The sequence below is a fragment of the Streptomyces sp. NBC_01433 genome, assembly GCF_026340105.1.
Lineage (GTDB): Bacteria > Actinomycetota > Actinomycetes > Streptomycetales > Streptomycetaceae > Streptomyces.
This window is the reverse complement of record NZ_JAPEPM010000006.1, coordinates 218,444-237,386: the sequence shown is the minus strand read 5'-3', so window position 1 is coordinate 237,386 and position 18,943 is coordinate 218,444. Positions and strand designations below refer to the sequence as shown.

23 protein-coding genes and 1 tRNA gene are annotated in these 18,943 nt (G+C 69.6%); 22 read left to right on the top strand and 2 right to left on the bottom strand.

Annotated features, from left to right (window positions below; translation table 11 throughout):
• The first annotated feature begins 127 nt into the window (after positions 1-127).
• The 15 genes from OG413_RS44650 (at position 128) to OG413_RS44580 (ending at position 10,043) form a co-directional block, all read left to right on the top strand.
• Positions 128-622 carry a hypothetical protein gene (locus tag OG413_RS44650; protein ID WP_266815761.1) on the top strand — a complete coding sequence of 165 codons (495 nt, stop codon included), beginning with the start codon at positions 128-130 and terminating at the stop codon, positions 620-622.
• Positions 619-990, top strand: coding sequence for a hypothetical protein (locus tag OG413_RS44645; protein ID WP_266815760.1), 372 nt, complete (start codon positions 619-621; stop codon positions 988-990). Before OG413_RS44650 ends, OG413_RS44645 begins: the two co-directional genes overlap by 4 nt.
• A complete protein-coding gene (locus OG413_RS44640; RefSeq protein WP_266815759.1) occupies positions 987-1,772 on the top strand; it encodes a hypothetical protein in 786 nt (261 codons plus the stop codon). The genes OG413_RS44645 and OG413_RS44640 overlap by 4 nt, the downstream gene beginning before the upstream one ends.
• Complete coding sequence (locus OG413_RS44635; RefSeq protein WP_266815758.1) at positions 1,769-2,686, top strand: hypothetical protein; 918 nt, start codon at positions 1,769-1,771, stop codon at positions 2,684-2,686. The genes OG413_RS44640 and OG413_RS44635 overlap by 4 nt, the downstream gene beginning before the upstream one ends.
• Before the next feature lie 63 nt (positions 2,687-2,749).
• Complete coding sequence (locus tag OG413_RS44630; RefSeq protein WP_266815757.1) at positions 2,750-3,418, top strand: hypothetical protein; 669 nt, start codon at positions 2,750-2,752, stop codon at positions 3,416-3,418.
• 308 nt (positions 3,419-3,726) lie between these two features.
• A tRNA-Ile gene (locus OG413_RS44625) sits at positions 3,727-3,800 on the top strand.
• Positions 3,801-3,875: 75 nt separating this feature from the next.
• A complete protein-coding gene (locus tag OG413_RS44620) occupies positions 3,876-4,157 on the top strand; it encodes a hypothetical protein (protein WP_266815756.1) in 282 nt (93 codons plus the stop codon).
• Between the two features lie 198 nt (positions 4,158-4,355).
• On the top strand, positions 4,356-4,730 hold the full coding sequence (locus OG413_RS44615) for a hypothetical protein (RefSeq protein WP_266815755.1): 375 nt from the start codon (positions 4,356-4,358) through the stop codon (positions 4,728-4,730).
• A 41-nt stretch (positions 4,731-4,771) separates the two neighbouring features.
• Positions 4,772-5,215 (top strand): hypothetical protein, encoded by a 444-nt coding sequence (locus OG413_RS44610; protein ID WP_266815754.1) that lies wholly within the window; start codon positions 4,772-4,774, stop codon positions 5,213-5,215.
• Between the two features lie 70 nt (positions 5,216-5,285).
• On the top strand, positions 5,286-6,581 hold the full coding sequence (locus OG413_RS44605; RefSeq protein WP_266815753.1) for an ATP/GTP-binding protein: 1,296 nt from the start codon (positions 5,286-5,288) through the stop codon (positions 6,579-6,581).
• A 120-nt stretch (positions 6,582-6,701) separates the two neighbouring features.
• Positions 6,702-7,211 (top strand): DUF6283 family protein, encoded by a 510-nt coding sequence (locus OG413_RS44600; RefSeq protein WP_266815752.1) that lies wholly within the window; start codon positions 6,702-6,704, stop codon positions 7,209-7,211.
• Positions 7,212-7,265: 54 nt separating this feature from the next.
• Positions 7,266-7,490 (top strand): hypothetical protein, encoded by a 225-nt coding sequence (locus OG413_RS44595; RefSeq protein ID WP_266815751.1) that lies wholly within the window; start codon positions 7,266-7,268, stop codon positions 7,488-7,490.
• A gap of 197 nt (positions 7,491-7,687) precedes the next feature.
• Positions 7,688-8,065 carry a hypothetical protein gene (locus tag OG413_RS44590; RefSeq protein WP_266815750.1) on the top strand — a complete coding sequence of 126 codons (378 nt, stop codon included), beginning with the start codon at positions 7,688-7,690 and terminating at the stop codon, positions 8,063-8,065.
• Positions 8,066-8,355: 290 nt separating this feature from the next.
• Entirely contained in the window at positions 8,356-9,327 is a 972-nt protein-coding gene (locus OG413_RS44585; RefSeq protein WP_266815749.1) for a hypothetical protein, read from the top strand.
• Positions 9,324-10,043, top strand: coding sequence for a hypothetical protein (locus OG413_RS44580; protein WP_266815748.1), 720 nt, complete (start codon positions 9,324-9,326; stop codon positions 10,041-10,043). Before OG413_RS44585 ends, OG413_RS44580 begins: the two co-directional genes overlap by 4 nt.
• A 162-nt stretch (positions 10,044-10,205) precedes the next feature.
• Here OG413_RS44580 and OG413_RS44575 read toward each other — a convergent pair whose 3' ends face one another.
• Positions 10,206-11,531: a PQQ-binding-like beta-propeller repeat protein gene (locus OG413_RS44575; protein WP_266815747.1), complete on the bottom strand. Its 1,326-nt coding sequence runs from the start codon at positions 11,529-11,531 to the stop codon at positions 10,206-10,208.
• A 297-nt stretch (positions 11,532-11,828) separates the two neighbouring features.
• On the opposite strand from OG413_RS44575, the gene OG413_RS44570 reads away from it, so the two are divergent.
• Positions 11,829-13,535 carry a DUF4209 domain-containing protein gene (locus OG413_RS44570; protein ID WP_266815746.1) on the top strand — a complete coding sequence of 569 codons (1,707 nt, stop codon included), beginning with the start codon at positions 11,829-11,831 and terminating at the stop codon, positions 13,533-13,535.
• An 83-nt stretch (positions 13,536-13,618) separates the two neighbouring features.
• On the opposite strand, the gene OG413_RS44565 is transcribed toward OG413_RS44570, so the two are convergent.
• Positions 13,619-14,110 (bottom strand): hypothetical protein, encoded by a 492-nt coding sequence (locus OG413_RS44565; RefSeq protein WP_266815745.1) that lies wholly within the window; start codon positions 14,108-14,110, stop codon positions 13,619-13,621.
• A 362-nt stretch (positions 14,111-14,472) separates the two neighbouring features.
• Between OG413_RS44565 and OG413_RS44560 the strand changes: the two genes are divergently transcribed.
• The 6 genes from OG413_RS44560 to OG413_RS44535 all read left to right on the top strand — a co-directional run bounded on the left by OG413_RS44560 (position 14,473) and on the right by OG413_RS44535 (position 18,943).
• Positions 14,473-15,084, top strand: coding sequence for an NUDIX hydrolase (locus OG413_RS44560; RefSeq protein WP_266815846.1), 612 nt, complete (start codon positions 14,473-14,475; stop codon positions 15,082-15,084).
• A gap of 280 nt (positions 15,085-15,364) precedes the next feature.
• Entirely contained in the window at positions 15,365-15,763 is a 399-nt protein-coding gene (locus tag OG413_RS44555) for a hypothetical protein (RefSeq protein WP_266815744.1), read from the top strand.
• A gap of 266 nt (positions 15,764-16,029) precedes the next feature.
• Positions 16,030-16,548: a helix-turn-helix transcriptional regulator gene (locus OG413_RS44550; RefSeq protein WP_266815743.1), complete on the top strand. Its 519-nt coding sequence runs from the start codon at positions 16,030-16,032 to the stop codon at positions 16,546-16,548.
• Positions 16,549-16,636: 88 nt separating this feature from the next.
• Positions 16,637-17,233, top strand: a complete 597-nt coding sequence (locus OG413_RS44545; RefSeq protein WP_266815742.1) for a hypothetical protein — start codon at positions 16,637-16,639, stop codon at positions 17,231-17,233.
• Positions 17,227-18,228 (top strand): hypothetical protein, encoded by a 1,002-nt coding sequence (locus tag OG413_RS44540; protein ID WP_266815741.1) that lies wholly within the window; start codon positions 17,227-17,229, stop codon positions 18,226-18,228. The genes OG413_RS44545 and OG413_RS44540 overlap by 7 nt, the downstream gene beginning before the upstream one ends.
• A 28-nt stretch (positions 18,229-18,256) precedes the next feature.
• Positions 18,257-18,943, top strand: a complete 687-nt coding sequence (locus OG413_RS44535; protein WP_266815740.1) for an SAF domain-containing protein — start codon at positions 18,257-18,259, stop codon at positions 18,941-18,943.

The following is an 18,943-nucleotide window of genomic DNA, read 5'->3' as shown; positions in this document are numbered from 1 at the left end:
CCCCTCTGCGGTGCCCGCGCACCCCGCACACGATCTTCTGTGCAACCGGTCCCCTCCCCGCGTACCGGCCCGGCGCCTGACCCTGATCCGGCAACGGACCGGTCCACCACGCCTCGATTGGCTCTCCATGCTCGCCACCCTCGCTTCGCCCAAGGCCACCCACGACCCGCGGATCGGGCCGCTCGCGCGGCACACACGGTCCGTCCCCGTTCCCTTCACCCGCCCCTTCCGCCCCCACCCCGGCTTCAAGGGCGCGCCACAGGACGCCGAGGCGGAGCGGCTGCTGCACCTCTTCCACGATCACTTCGCCGCCCTCGGGCACGAACTGATGCGCTGTCAACTGGAGTTGCCCGCCGAGCCGCATCCACTGGCCGTCGACCTCCTCGACCTCACGACGCGTCGGCTCATCGTCGGCCGGGGCACCGCCGAGCGCTCGGCGATCCACGAGGCCATCGGCGAGCTCCTCGACCTGAGCGGCCTCTTCCTCGACGCTTTCACCAAGACCCTCCTCCTGCCCCAACTCCCCGATCCCGACCTGGGACCCCTGCTGAAGAATCTGGGCATCACCGTCACCTGGCCCACGCCCGCAGGATGGCGCGACAGCGGAGGCCGTACGGCGTGAACCAGCCCGCCGCCCCCCGGGTCCAGCCCGTGCCCCGTCCCGTGCTCATGGCCGAATTCCGAGCGCTCCTGGCCAGCGGCGTCCTCACCGACCGGGCTGGGGCGCCGCTGGGGGCACCGTGCGGGTGCGGTGGCCTGACCGACGGCTACACCTGCCCTCTGTCCCTCAGATGCCCCAGCTGCGCCGAGCCCGCGGGCCGGCCGTGCCGCAGGCCCAGCGGCCACCAGGCCGCCGAGACGCATGCCCCCCGCCTGCGGGCCGCCGGCTCACTGGACAAGGCCCGCGAGCGCGACGGCGATCCCACGCTGCCCGCGCCGTGGCCCGACCACGACCCCACCGACCAGATCCTTCCGAAAGATCGCACGTGATCACCACCGCACCAGAAACCGCACCGCCCTTCGACTTCTTCCTGGGCGCTCACCACCCGGGATGGCTGGAGACCGCCGACGTCCCGCTGTGCGTCTCCCACGCCCGTCTCTCGGGCCGGCGGTCCCTGCCCCGTGCCCGGCACGGCTGGTTCCTCGACAGCGGCGGATTCAGCGAACTGTCGCTCCACGGCGGATGGCGCCAGTCAGCCCGCGACTACGCCGCCGCGGTGCGCCGGTACCACGACGAGGTGGGCAAACTCCGTGCAGCAGCCCAGCAGGACTGGATGTGCGAATGGGAGGTCCTCCGCAAGACGGGCAAGACGCTCAAGGAACATCTCGCGCTGACCGTGGCGAACTTCGTCGAGCTGAGGTCGATCGCCCCCGACCTGCCGATCATCCCCGTGATCCAGGGGTGGACCTATCCCAGCTACTTCAAGTGCATCGACATGTACGAGAAGGCGGGCGTGGACCTCACCCAAGAACCCCTGGTCGGTGTGGGCAGTATCTGCCGGCGTCCGAGCCTGCACCTTCCCACGATGCTGCTGGCGGACCTCGCGCAGGCCGGCGTCCGGATCCACGCCTTCGGCTTCAAGAAGGCGGGCCTGAGGATCGCGCACAAGAGCGTGGTCTCGGCCGACAGCCTCGCCTGGTCCTACGGAGGCCGCCACGAGCCGGGATGCAGCGACACCCACCAGCACGAGAACAACTGCATGCGGCACGCACTGTGGTGGCGGCGGGACCTGCTCGACCACATCGCCGACGACCAGCGGCGGCAGCGATGACGGGTCCTCTCACGCCGACCGCGGCCGACCGGAGCGCCATGCAGACGGGCGACTCCCGCGGCTTCACCCAACGCTGGCGATACGGCACGCCCACATGGAGACATGTCTCCGAGGGCGGGTTCCGTGCCGACCGGTACGAGGTGACCGGGATCAATGAGGCGGACGCGAAGGCGTTCGTCCAACGGCATCATTACCTGTCCGGATGGCCTGCTGTTCTGCACCGTTTTGGCCTCCTGGACCGGGAAGCCGCGCTCCACGACGACGACATCGCCGTCGACGGCTCACCGCTGGTCGGCGTCCTGGTGCTCGCCGTCCCCATGAACATGCGGGTGCTCACCAACCCCTTCCCGCACCTGGTCCCGCTGCGCGAGAGCGCCGAGATCGCCCGCCTGGTCCTGACGGAGGCCGTCCCCAGCAACGGGGAGAGCTTCTTCACCGCCGCCGCGTTGCGTCGCGTCGCCGCCGACGGGCTGAAGGGCGCCGTCATGTTCAGCGATCCGGTTCCTCGCTGGCGCCTGACCGAGAAAGGCAAAATCATCCAAACACGGGGCCATCTGGGCATCGTGTACCAGTCGTTGTCCGCCGTGTACACGGGCAGAGGCACCGCGCGCACGCTCACCGTCCTCCCGGACGGAACCACGTTGACAGCGCGAGCCCGCTCGAAGCTGCTGCGCCAGGAATCCGGGGCGCTTGGTGTCGCCCGCCGTCTCGAACGGTTGGGCGCACCGCCCCGGCCTGCCGGCCAGCCGCTCGCCGTGTGGCTGGACCACAGTCTCGCGCAGATCGGTGCCGAGCGCCTGCCACACCCGGGAAATCACAGGTACATCCTCCGGGTGGGCCGTACGCGAGCGGAACGGACGCGGACCGTCATCGGGCTCAAACCGCAGCCTTACCCCAAGAACGTCCCTGCCTGACCGGGTGCCCATCACCTCGCGCATGGCCATCCCTGCCCCTCTGACCAGCCCAGGAGCATCCTCATGAACATCACTCCGCTGAACGCCGATCAGCGTGGCCGGATCGCCGACCTGCTCGGCGCCGCAAAGCCCGCACAGGACACCCTGGTTGAAGTGCTCGCCGAGTCTGTCCGTGACTGCGCTCAGCACGATCACGCCTCGCAGCGGGAGGACTGGTACTGCCTGAACCTTCGCTCCTTCTGCGGAGAGCGCATGGGGCCCGTACTGCGCCGGCTGCTGGAGGCGGAGACCGAGGTGGAGCGTCTGACCGCCGAGGTCGGCGAGCTACGCCGAGGCGGCACCCACGCGGTGGGTGCCGCCGTTCGCAGCGTGCACCAGCGGGGGCACGACATCGCGTTGCCGTCGGAGATCATGGAGTTCCTCACCGGCGGGGCGGAGACCGCCGCGGCCGCTCCCTCACGCGCACTGCCTCGTGACAACTTCGAGGTCGTCGTCTCTGCCCCCGGCGCCACCCCTCCCGTCGTCGCCGAAGAGGTCCGCTGCAAGCAGTGCAGCGCCATCACGACGCAGGCCGGGTTCGACGGGCAGGGGTGGACGCTGGACCGCCTCGACCGCATGGCCGACCGACACGAATGCCTTCCCCGGGTAAGCGCCGACGATGGTGCGCGCCCGCAGGCCCTGGTCCCAGAGGAGCCACAAGGGAGTTTCCCCCAGCGGACGTTGGGCCGATGAGCCAGGAAGCTGGCCCCCGCGCTGCACGATGCACTGACCGCGCTCGCGGACAGGACGCCGACGAGCCCCCGCGGGTCCCCGACAGCCGCAACGGGCGAGCCGGCCGGACCGCTTCTGGCTGGGCGCCGAACGCTGAGCGTCCCGGCCTCCCGCGCGCGGTGGCGAAGAATCACACAGGGCCGACGCAACAGAAATTGCTTAATTGAATGTTCTGCTGTAGAGTTGCATCAACGGCAAGCGAGAAGCGGCCGTTCGCACGGGCCGTACCCGGTACCCCCCCCCATCGGGTACGGCCCGTCCAACCACGCAGCGCTGTAGCTCAGTTGGTAGAGCGCGGATCTTATAAGTCCTGGGTCGCTGGGTTCGAGTCCCGCCAGCGCTACTTACGTCCCACCCACCTCCTATGCGATCCGTGAATTCCCGGACCGCCCCGTCACGCCCCGGAGGCGCACCACCCATGCAAATCCCCTACGTCTCGCGGGATGCCGCCACCGGCGGTCTCCTGCACGGCCTCTTCTCGTCCATTAAGGCGGTGGAGTTCGAGGGAATTCTGGAGGACCCCGACGGTCTGGAGCTGACTCCGTACCTCTACTGGGCTCCCCGGGAGCGGATGTGGTTTCTGGCGCACAACAACTGCACGCCCGCACAGCTCGTATACGAGGCCATCGACCCCGAGGCCGCGCGCGCCTGGCTGATCGAACACGAACACCCCGCCGCCGTACGGAAGCACTTCGGATAGTGCTCCCGAAGCGGGCCCGCGCGGCCTCCGCCACCAAGCAGTCGAGGGCCGCCAAGTACCGCCGGATCCGGCACCCCGACAACCGCACCCCGAGACTCGCAGGAGTCCCCTCGGCAGCCATCACATCTGCTGGTGCGGCCAACCGTTCGGGCACCCATGGTCCGGCGCCGAGGAAGGCTCGGCACACCCGCGCCCCTCATGATCACCTTTCTGGAGAACGCCGTGCTGCGCTTCCGCTTCCGCCCCCGCCACGAGGGGGAGGACTTCGACGACTATGAGCAGGCCTTCATGGACGCCTGGAGGAGCTTCTGCTCCCGGCGCGGAATCACCCCCTTCCCGAAGCTCGCCACCGGCGACGCGTACCTGGACGCCTGGAACGCGTCGTGCGAGTACGCCGAGCGCCCCCTGAGCAGGATCGTTCCGCTGCCGCTCCCGGCACGGTTGGGGCAGTTGCGACCTGGGCGGTACCGGTTCCTGGCCGTGAAGTACTGGCGAAAGAACCCGGCCCGGATGTGGTGGCTGGGGCACGTATGGGACGAGGTGCGAGCCGACTGGCGCGGCCCGGCCACCTGAAGTCCCTATTCCGCAGAACCCAACGATTCGAGGAGACAGGCATGACGATGAGCCGCGCCGACGGGCGCACGAACAGGAGCGTGGAGTTCCTCCACGTGACGGCGGAAACCGTCGCTCTCCGCGATCTGCGGTGGTTCTGCGACCACTGGTCGCGCGATTCGAGCTACAGCAGGTGGCGCCGCCTGCCGCCGGCGAGCCTGCTCATCCTGGAGAGCGGGAAGAACTACCCGGAACTCTTCACCGTCAGCGGCGGCCAGCGGGGCCACTTCGGCTACCGGGACGGGCGACGCTTCGTCCGGTGCCACGGCGTGATCATCCCGGCGTCGACCTGCCCCGATGAGACCCTGACCAACTACCCCTTCGAGTACTGGGAGCATGAACCCATGGAGGACGAACTGCCCGTGGATGACGTGGAGAGCGTACGGTTCCCGCTCCCGGAGGAACCTGCCCCGGTGCAGCACACACAACCCAACAGTATTGCTTAATTGAAATTACTTTCGTACAGTTGGGGCGTCGCCCAGGGTGTGAGCCCGCCCCCGCTACGGAAGGTCTGAGATGACCGTCTCCACAACAGCAAGCACCACGGACTTCGGTCTCCCCCGCCCCGGGACGCACCTGGCCGCCTTCAGGATCACCAACGTCGGTTCGGCGCGGCACACCGAGGAGCTGGACCTGACCGTCGACAAGACGGAGGAGACGGGCACCTTCCCCATGAACGCCCCGCACGGCCCGCTTGCCGTCATCGCTGTCGCCGCACTGTTCGGGGCCAACGCGTCCGGGACCTCGACCGTCCTCGGCGCGATGGCGAACATGCGTGCCGCCGTGCTGACCTCCTACATCCGCCGGACTGTTCCCGCCTCACCGGCTCATCGTCCCTTCGCGTTGAGCCCGGACGACGCCGCGGAGCCCAGCACGTACGAGATTGAGCTCGTCCGCGACGGCGAACAGTGGACGTACGGCTTCGCCGTCAGTGCCCGGGGTATCGAGCGGGAGTGGCTGCACAGCGTCACGGCCGCCGACGGACTGCGGACCTGGATCGACCGGGACGCCGCGCGGGCCGACCGGGGTGGCTGCGCCTATCGGTGGCACGGCCTTACGCCAGACTCTGGGCGGCTGGAACACCTCGGCAGCGACCGTAGCCTGACCCTCTCCCTGGGCGGGCTACTCCAGGTCGGCCCCTTCCGGACGGTCTACGACTTCTTCCGCACCGAGCTGCTGTGCATCACTCCCCGCGATGCGCAGCAGCAGGAGCGGGCCCGGGCCCGGCTCGCGGAGTCGGCCGAACTGCGCCGCCGGCTCGGCCCGTTGCTCATGGCTGCCGACCTCGGTGTAGACGCCGTGGAGATAGACCCGGCCGATGGCCAGGTCAAGCTCGCCCACACCGCCGCCGGTGGCCGATCCGTACTGCTGGACTGGGCGATGGAGTCCTCCGGCACCCGCGCCCTGGTGCTCGTCCTGGAACGCGTCCTATGGGCATTGGAGCACGGCAGCGTCCTTCTCATCGACGGCCTCGGAAGCCCACTCCACCCGCTGCTCACTGCCGAGATCACTACGCTCTTCGTCGCCTGGTGGTCCAACGGCCAGCAGGCTCAGCTGCTGTGCACGTCCCACGCGGTCGCCCTTCTCGGCGGTGCGCGCCATGGTCAGAGCCTGGAGCCCCACCATGTGTGGCTCGCCGAGCGGGGCCGGGACGGCTCGACCGAGGTCTACCCCCTCACCGACGCGAAGCCGGGCAGGGATGAGGATCTGGCCGACAGCTACCTCGCTGGGGCCTTCGGCGGCGTACCCGGCATCAGCGAGGGCCGAGTCGGGCGTGCGCTTCTCGCCGCCGGGGCCCTCACCCAGAGCTGAGGCGCTGCGGCCGGGTCCGTCCCGGTCCCAGGTCGCTGGATAGTTCGAGCGCGCGCGAGTGCGCCCTGGCAGACTTTTGACAGCCAGACGGTACGCCACCATCACGATCAAGGAGAGCCCGTGAACCGCCCTTCCTGCGAAGAGCTCGACGAGGCGGAACATGTGCCAGCCGCACCAGCCGGGGCCGAGCCGACGTCCGAGCTGAGCGCGCGGAGCGTCTTGCTGGAACCCGGGAGGGAGCGCGAGCACCGGAAACGTCCCTGCACGAAATGCCCCTGGCTGACCTGCACCGACCTGACCGAGTTCAGCGACGAGGACATGGACATGCTGCGACAGGCCAACGGGCGCCCCGGCGCGGAGGCACCCGTGGACGCGCCCATCGTCGCCTGCCACCGAGACCAGCCCGGCACGGCGCACGCCATGCGGTGGTGCGCCGGATTCCTCGCCGTGGTCGGCGAACAGCACCTTGGCGTCCGTCTCGCACTCGCCTTCGGGGCGCTGCCCCCGCAGGCAGTGCGCCCGCCCGCCAGCTGGCCGCAGCTGTATCGGGACCTCGACGCGCTCATTGCGGCCCGGGCCGAACAACTCGGTCCGCCGGCCTGCGAGGCGGGCACCGACAAGGCCCAATGACTACGCCGACTGCGCTCGATGCGGTCGGCCTACCTGTTCTGGGAGGTACACACCATGACGACCAGTGAGCCCGGCGAACTCCGCATCAAGGAGCTCGAAGAGACTCTGGCGGAAGTCCTGACCCACATCCGGGCGCAGGGGCACCGAAGCTGGGAGCTCAACACCTGTCTCGTAACCAACGAGCAGGTCACCCGATGGGCGAAAGTCGTCGGACTCACCCCGCGGTGGGAAGCCGCCGAGGACGCACGCGCGACAGTAAGCGGTCGGGCCCCAAGCTAGGGTTCACCGTCCCGCTTGCGGGGTTTCGCCCTGAAGGGCGCAGATGGTCGAGTCCCGCGGGTGACAGGGCAGGGCCCGACATTCTTATATTGCATAATTGGAATTACTGATGTATGCTGTACTCATCAGCCGGCCCGAGCCAGAGCGCAACCATCGCCCGCTGCGCACCAACTGGCCGCCGACAACGGAGGATTGCGTTGCCCACGTCGATTGACACCGCTGTTCACTTCCACCCCCCGGGGACTCCCGGGCGGCTGTGTAACAACCACAACCGCCAGCTCCTCGCCGTCAACACGTGCCAGCTCGCCCGGTTCCGCGGCTACGACGACACGATCAGCGACGAGGAGATCATCGCGACCATCACCGAGGTGAAGGGCGGGCGATACCGATACCGGCCCCAGCCCGCGACCTACGAGGCGGTCCGCTCCGGGCTCAAGGCCCCTCTCACCACTGCCGACCGTGCAGATGACCTCAAGGATCGCGTGTTCGCCTCGGTCGACCAGGGCCACCCGGTTCTCGTGTCGGATGACGACGGCAACGAGTTCTACCTCGTTGCCATCCCCGCCACCCCCTGACCCACGCCAACACCCGGAATGGTGCGGGGGGAGGCTGCGCAGCTGCGCAGCCTCCCCCCGCAGCCGTTCACGGAACCGGATCACTCGCACCGCAGGAGTCACCATCTCCAGTCAGTCCTCCGGCACCCCGTCCGACGGGCTCCCCCTCCCTGCCCGCGTCCCCTAGGCCAAATCCGGCCACATCTCCGGGCGCGGACTGATGCAGGGCGAGTGGGCCTGTCGAGCGGATCCCATGCTTTGGCATGATCCCTACTGCAGCCACAATTCAGCCCTCATCAACGGAGTTTGTAATGAAGACCGCCCCTCTGGTCGGCACGTGCGCCGCGGCGCTCCTGGCCTTCGTCCTCACCGGATGCAGCCAGGACGATGCGCCGGGGTCCGCAGGCCCCGCCGGGGCCCCGCGGCAGGCCGCGTCCAGCCCGGCGGGCCTCCCCGACGGGATCGCGCCCCTCGGTACGGAGCAGCAGCTCGCCGACGGCGCGTGGAAGGCGACCGTACGTCCGCTGCAGGCGGCAACCCCGCCGGCCGGCGACTCCGTGCCCGCCGGCTGGTCCGCCGCTCGTATGCAGGTGGACCTCACCAACACCGGCACCGACATCGCTCTGCTGCCCGAGACCGCGGCGACCGTCCGCGTGGGCGAGCTCGGGCTCGCAACAGTGCCGTTCACCGACGAGTCCCTGGCCGGCTTCCCCGAGCCGGACGCCGGCACCAAGGTCAAGCCGGGAGCGACGTTCACCGCCGACCTGGGGGTGGCCGTTCCACCGCAGAGTGCAGGCCAGCGGGCCACCGTCACGCTCGAGGCCACTCAGGCTGGCCTGGCCGAGGCCGACGCCGTGTTCTTCGAGGGGCTCCTGCCTGGCTCCCGGGCCGGCACCGCGCCCACACCCGCGGCCACCGCGGCCGCCGACTCAGCCATCGAGCTCGGCCAGTGGTCGCCGGACGGCGTGAGGGTCTCCCCGCTGCAGCTGGCCGCGGACAAGGGCGGCCGACGTGAGGCGACTCTCGAGCTGTCGGTGCGCAACGCTGACGACGAGCCCCGTTCAGGCATGGGGGTGACGCTGCGGGTCCTGGTCGGCGCCGACCTCGCCACTGCGGACACCGCGTCCGCCGGACTCGGCTACGGGGACGCGCCCATCGCACCGCGCCGCACTGCCACGGAGACCGTCCGCGTCTCGGTGCCCTCGCGTACCGTTCCAGGCGCCGTGACCGTCGAGGCGGAGCAGCGCGGCGCCCGCCTCATCTTCGAGGGGACCCTTAAGTGATCACCACACCGCAGTACGCGGCCGCGGCCCCTCACCGGGCCGAGCAGCGGCACGACGAGGGGCCCCGCCCGAGAGCGTGCGGTGATGACCAGGCCGTCAGCGATCTCGGGAGAGTGAACTCCGTTCTGTTCGGCGTCCAGGCCTCCGCTCAGATCACCGTCAATGTCGACCCGGTGAAGTGGACGCAGGCGTCGGGCACGAAAGCCTCCGAGTCCGCGGTGCGCGCGGACCTGGTCGGTGTGGTGCGGCGGGCCCTGGAGAGCGATGTCGTCCTTACGAAGTCGGGCGCAAGCATCGCGGTGAAGCCGGTCGCGCTCCTCGACAGTGCCCCGGACGTCATCAAGTCGGTGAACGCCGATCTGTTCCAGCGGATACGGGTGTACCCGTTTCCCGCCCACGGGTTCGCTCACGACACCCTCCAACGGCAGATCTCCGCGGGAAAGACAACTGCGTTGAGCTGCGGACGCGGAGGGCGGCTCGTCCGGGCCATCAGCCGGGCGGGCACCGTCGACTTCCCGACTGCCCCAGCGATCTACACCGACCGGCACGGCCGGCTGACCCTGCAGGCGCCCCCGCTCGCCGGGCTCCCTGCGGACGATGCCTGGTTCTACGCACCCGCCGAGGTGGCAGCCCTGCTTCTGTTCCCGCAACTGGCGCTCATCCTCGAAGGCGCCGACGCCGGCGTCATGAGCGGGCTGCGCCAGCTCCTCTCCTGAGCTCCGCCGTTCATGCCCGGACGGCGTGGTCGGCGGGGGGCGCAGTTTGGCAGGGCTGTTCTTGAGTTCACGGCGAGGTCGCAGGTCGGTTGTCCCGTTCCTCGTCGGCGGTTGAGCGTTTTCACCATCTGCTGAAGGTGCGTAGCGCGGGCAGTGGCGGGTTCAGAGACGGAGGGCGTGTATGCCTCTGTCGCTCGCGAAGTACAGCAGCCCATCGGCGGCGAGCGGCGGAGGCCCCGAGGTGCTCTCTCCCGCACTCACGCGCCAGCGGGCCTTGCCGGTGCGGGTGTCGTGGCAGTACCAGTCCTCCAGGTAGCTGATGAACAGGCGATTCCCGGGGGCTGCGTCCGCCGCGTAGGAGGAGTCGGGGCGCTCACTTCGCCAACGCTCATGCCCGGTGCGCGCGGCATACGCTCGCAGCGTCGTGCGGTCCTCGTCGAAGCTGCTGTCCTCGCTCCAGCTCAGATACGCACCGTCCCTGTCAGCGGCGATGGTTGGGCTTTCGTTGAGCGTGGTCGAGAAGGCCGGCGCGGTCCAGCGGCGCTTGCCCGACGTGGCGTCGAAGGCCTGCAGCCGCTGCTCGTCGCCGCTGCCGCGGCCCGGCGCGCTGATATAGACGGTGTCGCCCGACGCCACTGGCACCGAGGCGTGCGCCGCCGGTGCCGTCCAGCGGACGGCACCGGTGCGCGGGTCGTACGCCACCAGCTTCGAGCCGATGCCGACGTTGCCGTTACGCCCGAAGAGCAACCCCTCGGCGAAGGCGTCCAGAGTGCACCGGCCCCCCGGCTTCTCCAGGGGCGCCGACCAGCGGACCACGCCGGTACGTGGGTCGAGCGCCGTCAGGCTCTCATCCGGCGGGGTGACGTACGCAAGGCCGTCACGCACTTCAAGGAGCGAGGCGTAGGCGCGCCACAGCAGGTCCCCGTTCCTCGTGTCGAGTGCGTACAGGACACTGGACGGCGGGTCAGGATCATCGTCATAGGTGAACGGCAGAAAGCTGACCATGGCGACGGAGCCGCTGACCCACACAGCCCCCGCACCGGGCTTGCTCAGGCGGCGTCCTGGGGCCTGGTGCCACATCTGCTCGCCGTCCGCGGTGCGCAGCGCCTGCACGGCGCCGCCGTCCGTAGCGACGAACACGGCCTGCGACGTCACGGCCGGTGCGCCGGGGAGGGCGCCGGCCAACGGCGCGTGCCAGCGCCGGCGGCCGGTGACCGCGTCGATCGCGTACAGCCCGTCCTCCTTCGACCTGACGTAGAGCACGCCGTCGTGATGCACCGGCGGGCCGTCCAGGACCTGGCCAATGCCGTCCTTGTCCGGCAGGACGAAGGTCCACAGCGGCTTGCGGATCGGCGGTTTGGCCTCCTCCGGAGCACCGCCGAGGACGGTGCACGCGGAGGTGGTGATGGCGAGCCCACCCACCGCACCGGTCGCCAACTTCAGGGCCTGGCGGCGGCCGATTTCCTGCTGTCCCCCCGGTGTACGCATCGGGGCAGGCTAAGCGACGGCCGCGGACCGGGGCTACATTCACAGGACGATGCCGGCAGCGCGCTCCCGCCCCGGCAGACGACCGACCGGCGCAGCACGTCGGTCGGCGCCGCCACCCATGCGGCTGGACCAAGCTCCTGCCGGGCCCGAAGCCGACGAGTTCGGTGCCCCGCGGGTGGTGGGCGTGAACGGGAAGTTCGAGTGCTCCGCATGGCCGCTGCAGAACCGGCCTGAGAAAAACGGTGGGGCCCGGTCTGGAGTCGTGCCCATACTGGCGACGACGGAAGCGAGACTCCTATGCCGCAGGTTGACCCGGACGTTCTCGGCGCGCTCATGGAAGCGGCGAAGGATGCCGTCTCCTATGAGGCCATGGCCCTCGTGCTGGCGGCCGCGGACATCGACACGAACACGGCCGTCGAGCAGCGCGCCGCCCTGCTCGCTGCGCTGCGCCTCCGCCTTCCTGGGACCGGGAAGGCACAGGGCTTCACCGGGACGTTCTTCGGCGGCCCGCGCAGGCCTTGGTCTGTGAGTCTGCCCGAGGTCACAGCCGACCAGCTCAAGATCTGGAGCATGTACGCCGATGCCGTGAGCGACCCGTTTGTCCGGGGCCGGCTTCATCATCTGCTGTTGGTCGCAGGACACGGCCACAAGCCCGATCGCGTCCGGGGCGCCGCCTCCGGGTATCTGGGCGCGGCGCCGCTTCTGCTCGCCGCCCCCGAACGTGTCCCCGGGCTGGCACTCGCGACCGAGTGCCTGCGCTGGGCCGGAGAGCTCGCCCGAACCTTCAACCAGTCCGACCTGCGGAAGCACGCCACCGACGGCATGGTCGCTCTGGCGGAACGTGTCCTGGGCGACCCCGAGGACGAACCGAGGGTGGTGGACAGTCTTCTGCAAGGGCTGCGCACCCAGGATTACGACATCACGGGCCTCGCGGAACGCGCCGCGCATCGTTACGCCAGCGATGTGTACGCACAGGTCGACTTCCTCAAGCTGCTGCGGGGAGAAGTGGCATCCGGGCCCCGCCGAACTGACATCGACATCGCGATCGTCAACGCGTTCCTCGACGCCGCCGACGCCGACGTCAACACCGGGTTCCGCCGCCTGCATCTGCTGACCCGGGCCGCGACCGAAGCACGCGATCTGGGCCTGCCGGAGCTGCGGGTGCGTGCTGAGATGGCCCTGCAGCACACTGACCCAAACTCTCTGGGATGGACTCGCATTGGTCGCGAACTCAAGATCCCGCGTGCCCTGTTCGAGATGACGCGCGCGCACATCGACGCCGCCGCAGACTTGCGAGATGCCCTGTGGCGAACCACGGAAGACGTCCATCCGGCGATGCGCGAGCGCGCCGACGACGCCCGCGAGCTGGAGGGACTGCTGCGGATCCCGCGCACGCGCATCAACACCGTGGGGCCTGTCCAGGTCACCCCGCCCGCCGACGCCGACGACGACCACACCGTCGAACTGCAGGTCCGCGTGTTGGACGCCCTCGGAATCCTTACCGCCGATCAGCTCGACCACATCCAGGAGCGTTTCGTACCCGCCGAGGCCGAGCTGATCGCCGCCCTGGCCCACGGCACTGTGCTGCCCGAGCCGCGCGCCCGAACCCTCGCCCACGCTTTCCGGTACTTCTGGCTGGGGGAGTTCGACGCTTCCGCGTGCATCGCCCTGCCCCAGGTCGAGCAGATCCTCAGGCAGCTCCTGCGCCCCCGAGTTCCGATCGTGTCTGTGGCCAAGGGCCAGACACCCGGTACCGTCGACCAGCTGGGCGGGCTCATTCGCAGCATGCCGGCCGCCGGGTATCCCGCGGATTGGAGCCGAGCCCTGGAGCTTCTCCTCATCGACCCCGACCGCGGTATGAACCTGCGCAACAATGTCTGCCACGGCTTGATCGACACCCCACCCAAGCACCGCGTCGCGCTCATCCTCCAGGCAGCGATTTACCTGCTCAGCCACGCCCACGGTTATCGAACGCTCGCGCCGATGGCCCGGCCCGCACCCTAGACGGGTTCCGGGACTGGCGATCTCCCAGTCGCGTACTCACCGGGGACCGGTCCGACCAGGCGGTGGTCGCGACCCCAGAGGGGTCACGTGCGCTCGGGTGGGTTCCGTCGGAACGTGGCCGCCTCCAAGCAGTGGGCCCAGTTCGCCAGCCCGTTCTCGATGCGCGCGAGTGAGAGGTACGAGGTGTGCTGGAGTATCGAGGTGGCTTGGCTCAGCTCACCGGTGGCGACGGCCTCGGCGGCCTTCTGCCAGGCGGTCTGGAACTCCTGCTCCACTGCTGCGTCGACATCGCTGCCGGGCAGGCCTGCCGTCAGGCCGTCCGGCATGTTCAGCAGCGCCCGGGACAGGAGCGCGTCCAGGGCGCGCTCGCTCTCGCTCAGGGACTTGGCCGTTCCGGTCGCCTCCGGAACCTGGTCTACCGGGATGGCGGTGCCGTCAGCTATGGACCGGTCCATGGTGTCGAGCACGTCGGCGATGTCGGGCACGTCGTGGGCGAGGTACCGAATGCGCCCCAGGGCGCGGGCCATGGCCGGCAGCAGGATTTCGGCGCGCTCGCGCTCAGGGTCGGTAGGCACCACAAGCTCCGTCAGGTCGGATCGGCGATTGGGACAAGTGGTAGTCACATTAAGTAGGTTGGCCTGCTGCTGTTCAGAGAATGCGAGCGTGCCGGGCGGTTAGGTGCTGCCTCGAACCGACGCGGTGCCGCAGTCAGGGCTCCGGACGTTGGGAGCCAGACCGCTCATCTCTGGGACATGGGAGGGCCATGCATCGCAGGGCAGCCGTCAGCCACCGGCGGAATTCGCCCCACCTTCACTGCGACGCGTTACGCCGGCCCCACCACCTCGTGAGAGAAACATGCTCCATCGATGTCACACGCCGCCTGATTTCCACACCTCTATGGGCGTTGGAGATCCCCGAAGGAGGCCCAGTGACCACCATGACCGGACCGAGGTCCGTGCAGTCCCTCATCGCTCCGCCACCCATCCGGCGTGTCCGGGAAGTGGCCGTTTTCCGTAACCGCTTCGGCACCCTGTTCAACGACGACGTGATCGCCCCCTCCGGTGCTACCGGCCAGTACCTGCGATGGCAGTGGAACCAGGAGGGTGTCGTAGTCGTGCCCGTCGGCCCTGGCGGATACGCCCTCGTGACCTCCTACCGGTACCCCGTCCACGCCGCGTCCCTGGAGTTCCCGCGGGGCGGCGCCGAGGGCGACGAGGGACTCGCAGCGGCCGCCGCCCGCGAACTACGCGAGGAAACAGGGCTGGTCAGCCAGACCGTCCGCCCGCTGGGTGTCATCCATGCGGACACCGGCATCCTCGCCTCCCCGATCCACGTCTTCGTCGCGCAGGTGGACGCCGCGACGGCGCAGCCCGCCCAGCCCGAAGCCATGGAGTCCCTCACCGAACCCGTCTGGGTCACGCCCGAGGAACTGCCCCGGTGGCTGTCCGAGGGCCGGATCACCTGCGGCGTGACCCTGGCGGCGCTCGCGCTGGTCCAGTCCCGTCACCGCGCACCGGCTGGAGCGCGCGCCGGGACCGTGCCGGTGTAGGTACAGCCCGGGCCCCTCTGACGGCACCGCCGATCAGGTGCTCCGCCCGTGCCCATCACGGGCGGAGCACCCGCGGTCGAAGGCGCCGGTGCGGTGCTGGCGGCGTGATTCAGGCCAGGGCCACCGGTGGCCCGGTGCGCGCCGCCGGCGCAAGCGCCTGCTCTCGGGAGCAGGTCCTCGTCCGGGGCATGCAGATTTCCCCCTCCCGGATGTCACACGGAGGCCGCCGCGCACACCTCTATGCGGTCGGCACGTTCCCGCCAATGCCAAGGAGTCTCGTATGGACAAGTCAGAACACGCCGGACCGGCTCCCGTCCGGCGACTCCGATTCGCTCGCCTGCGCCGGCTGCTGTGGCGCGGAGCCGGCGGGGGAAAGCCGCTCGCCGAGCTGAGCACGGCGCGCGCCGTGTGCCGGGCCATGCTCTTCACGCTGCTGGCCGTCAGTCTCGTCGGCACGCTGCTGACGACGATCTACCTGCCTGCCCCGTGGGGGCGCCTCCTGGTGCTGCCCGCCGCCGTCGGAGCGTTTTGCACGGGCATTGCCGCATGCCTGTATGCGGCCCTTGCCTCGTTCTCCGTCATCGAGGCGGCGCACCGGCGGGCGGCCGCGACGAGTGCCGCGGTGAAGCAGAACGTGGCGCGCCGTAAGCAGGCCCGGACGGCCGCGGCGCCGGAGTGACATCCGTGCTGCTCAGCGGACGTCGGTGCCGTGCACAGACCCGAAGAGTCAAAACGGAAGAACCATCACAAAAGCATCTTGACGGGTATGGAGTCCGGTGTCAGATTCGGGGTGATCACCGCTCAGATTCACGACAGACGGCGGTGGTTGAGAGCTGGTCTGTTACGTGCCGAGGGGGTGTCATATGCGTTCACATGCGTCCGTACTGGCCGCAGCGATCAGGAGCGCGCTGCAGGGGGCCGGGCGCGCCCAGGAAGGACGTGCCGGTGGCCGGTCGCGGGGTGACCGACTTCGCTCCGGTCTCACTGCTGAGCGAACGCACGGCTGCGCAGCTGTCCCGGGAGGGCCTGGCGCAGGCGGCTTCCCGGGACGAGCCCAGCCTGAGCGCGGCACACATCAGCCTGTACGAACTCGGGCGCCGTACCCCCCAGCTGAGCACACTGACGGCACTGGCGAAGGCGCTGCGCGTCGAGGTCCGCGCGCTGCTCGTGCCAGTCGACGCTGCGGATCTGGCCCGTCTGCGGGTCGAGGCCGGGATCCGGCAGCGGGATCTGGCACGGATGCTGGGGCTGCCGCAGGCCCGTTGGTCCCGGACCGAGCGGGGTCTCGCGGCAGCGGAGGCTCCGGTCCTGGCACGGGCGGCCGACGCGCTCCACAGACCGTACGAGGTGGTGGCCCGCTCGGCCGTCCACACACGCCGTACGGCTCTCTCGGCTCCTGCTCCCAGGATGCGCCAGCGCGAAATGACCATGCCGAGGCCCCTGTTGACCACGTACGCTCCTTAGCTCGCACGCGCCCCATCGCGTAGATCCGGTCAGTGCCGGGTGTGCCGCACGGCGCACTTCCACGACCACAATTGAGGGGAATATGCCCATGGCACCGTCTTTCGAGGTAAACGTTCCGAAGACCGTCACGACGCGCGCGGGCGCCACGGCGGCAGGGTTGTGCGCCGTGATGCTCCTGGCGGGCTGCGGCGGCGGTTCGGACGCCCCGGCACGGAAGACGCCGTCCGCCCCGGCTGCCACCAGCACATCGCCCTCGGCCGGCCCGGAGGAGGAGGCCCGGAAGCAGGTGCTGGCCGCCTACCGCGGCATGTGGACGGAGCAGGTCAAGATCTACGGCAGCGGCTCGTTCAAGGGCGCTCAGTTGGAGAAGTACGCCGCCGACAAGGCCTTGGCGAAGGTGCGGGCAGCGGCCTTCTACTACCAGAACAACGACCTGGTGGTGAAGGGCGAGCCGAAGCTGAAGGACGACCCGAAGGTCACGCTCTCGCTGGGCGGCGACTCGAAGAGCGCGACGATCGTCGACTGCGTGGACAGCACTCACTTCGTTCCTCAGAACAGCAAGACGGGCAAGAAGTCCGAGCTCGCCGGCGACAACCGGCGCAAGGTGCAGACCTCCAAGGCTCAGTACGGCAGCGGGAAGTGGATGATCACCGACTCCACCATCGACAAGGGGTCGACATGCTGAGCCTGCGCGGCCGCGGGACTCTCCTCGCGGCCGCCGCAGTTCTCGTGCCGTTCCACTTGGGCCTGACTGCCGGGGTGGCCGCAGCCGACGGCGACAAGCCCGGCGGAGGTGTCGAGTGCCCCGATCTGGTCCCCGACTGCGACCTCAACGCAGGTGGTGGCGGCAGCCAGGACAAGCCTGATAAGCCGGATAAGCCTGGCGGCAAGCCGGGCGGCGGGGGCACCGGGGGCAGCGCGAAGTGCTTCATCGAGTGGGACGACATCGGCGAAGTCCCCTGTCACGACCCCGAAATGGGCTGGTTCAACCCGGCTGGCCAGTGCTACTGGGAGATCCTGGAGCCGCAGCCGGCCAAGGATGCCGCCGACTGGGAGTGGGGCACCGCGGCACCCGGCGACGATGCTGCGCGCGCCAAGGGCAAGGTCTACAACGTGACCTGCCCCGGCGCCGGCCGTGAACTCATGGGCGGCTCCACCTGGAGCCTGAACCCGCCGCCGGGCTTCGGCGGCGGCCCGACAGCCGAGGAACTCGCCCAGGAAGCAATCAAGAAGATGCGGCTCCTGGGCGCCGACATCGGCAGCGCCCCCAAGGCGGGAAAGACCGGCCTGGTCGGCATGCCGGTGTGGATCTGGAACAACAAGACCCCTCGAACCTGGGGCCCGGTGACCGCCAGCGCTTCCGCACCAGGGATCACGGTCACTGCTACCGCCAACGTGAAGAAGATCGCGTACACGATGGGCGACGGCGGCTCCGAGGAGTGCACCACCGCAGGAACGCCGTACGAGAAGCGCTTCGGCGGGCAGCCCAGTCCTGACTGCGGCTACCGCTACACCAAGACGTCCAGTTCCCAGCCGGACAAGGCCTTCACCGTCACGGCCATCACGACCTGGACCGTCCACTGGGCCGGCGGCGGCCAGGAGGGCGACATCACCACTACGCGGGTCGCCGAGCCCGCCCAGATCACCATCGGCGAGGCCCAGGCCGTCGCCAAGCCCTGATGCTCCCGCACCCTGAAGGAAGCCGTCCATGAGCACCGCACCCAGCCCGTCAGCCCCCGACACCACACGACCGGCACCCGCCCCGCAGCCGCTGGTACGCCAACCCGTCGTCCGCCGCCGCAGGTCCAGCTGGATCGCGCTCGGTGTGGCCGTGATCTGTGTATGCGGAGGCGCCGGCGGCTGGCTGTATACGGTGACCAGTCACCGTGAGCCGGTCGTCGCCGTCGCCCGGGATGTGCCGATGGGCGCGGAGCTCAAGGCCGAGGACCTCATCGAGGCGCAGATCGCCACCGACCCGGCGCTCAAGCCGGTGCCGGCCGCGGACCTGAACAAGCTGATCGGGAAGCGCACCACGGTGGGCCTGTCCCGCGGCAGCCTGATGACCCGCTCGTCGGTCACCGACGAGCCGCTGGTCAAAGCCGGTGAGCAGCTCGTGGGGGTGTCGCTGGCGTCCTCACGGCTTCCGGCGACCCGGCTGACTCCCGGGCAGACGGTCAAGGTGATCCACACGCCCAAGGAGTCGGCGACGGGAGCCGCGGGCGACGACAAGACGGCCGGCCAGACTCTGCAGGCCACCGTCATCGAGGTGGGAAGCGCGGACAACAGCGGCGACCGTGTGGTCGATCTCGCGGTCAGCGCGCTCGACGGGATTCGGCTGGCCACCTGGGCCGCCTCCGGCGAGGTTTCCCTGGTGATCGTTCCGGTGGAGGGCTGA

Bases quoted from the DNA above. Each gene is read 5' to 3' on its own strand.
- OG413_RS44650 (WP_266815761.1), top strand. From the start codon at position 128: ATGCTCGCCACCCTCGCTTCGCCCAAGGCCACCCACGACCCGCGGATC.
- OG413_RS44635 (WP_266815758.1), top strand. From the start codon at position 1,769: ATGACGGGTCCTCTCACGCCGACCGCGGCCGACCGGAGCGCCATGCAG.
- OG413_RS44630 (WP_266815757.1), top strand. From the start codon at position 2,750: ATGAACATCACTCCGCTGAACGCCGATCAGCGTGGCCGGATCGCCGAC.
- OG413_RS44620 (WP_266815756.1), top strand. From the start codon at position 3,876: ATGCAAATCCCCTACGTCTCGCGGGATGCCGCCACCGGCGGTCTCCTG.
- OG413_RS44615 (WP_266815755.1), top strand. From the start codon at position 4,356: ATGATCACCTTTCTGGAGAACGCCGTGCTGCGCTTCCGCTTCCGCCCC.
- OG413_RS44610 (WP_266815754.1), top strand. From the start codon at position 4,772: ATGACGATGAGCCGCGCCGACGGGCGCACGAACAGGAGCGTGGAGTTC.
- OG413_RS44605 (WP_266815753.1), top strand. From the start codon at position 5,286: ATGACCGTCTCCACAACAGCAAGCACCACGGACTTCGGTCTCCCCCGC.
- OG413_RS44595 (WP_266815751.1), top strand. From the start codon at position 7,266: ATGACGACCAGTGAGCCCGGCGAACTCCGCATCAAGGAGCTCGAAGAG.
- OG413_RS44585 (WP_266815749.1), top strand. From the start codon at position 8,356: ATGAAGACCGCCCCTCTGGTCGGCACGTGCGCCGCGGCGCTCCTGGCC.
- OG413_RS44575 (WP_266815747.1), bottom strand. From the start codon at position 11,531: ATGCGTACACCGGGGGGACAGCAGGAAATCGGCCGCCGCCAGGCCCTG.
- OG413_RS44570 (WP_266815746.1), top strand. From the start codon at position 11,829: ATGCCGCAGGTTGACCCGGACGTTCTCGGCGCGCTCATGGAAGCGGCG.
- OG413_RS44560 (WP_266815846.1), top strand. From the start codon at position 14,473: ATGACCGGACCGAGGTCCGTGCAGTCCCTCATCGCTCCGCCACCCATC.
- OG413_RS44555 (WP_266815744.1), top strand. From the start codon at position 15,365: ATGGACAAGTCAGAACACGCCGGACCGGCTCCCGTCCGGCGACTCCGA.
- OG413_RS44545 (WP_266815742.1), top strand. From the start codon at position 16,637: ATGGCACCGTCTTTCGAGGTAAACGTTCCGAAGACCGTCACGACGCGC.
- OG413_RS44540 (WP_266815741.1), top strand. From the start codon at position 17,227: ATGCTGAGCCTGCGCGGCCGCGGGACTCTCCTCGCGGCCGCCGCAGTT.
- OG413_RS44535 (WP_266815740.1), top strand. From the start codon at position 18,257: ATGAGCACCGCACCCAGCCCGTCAGCCCCCGACACCACACGACCGGCA.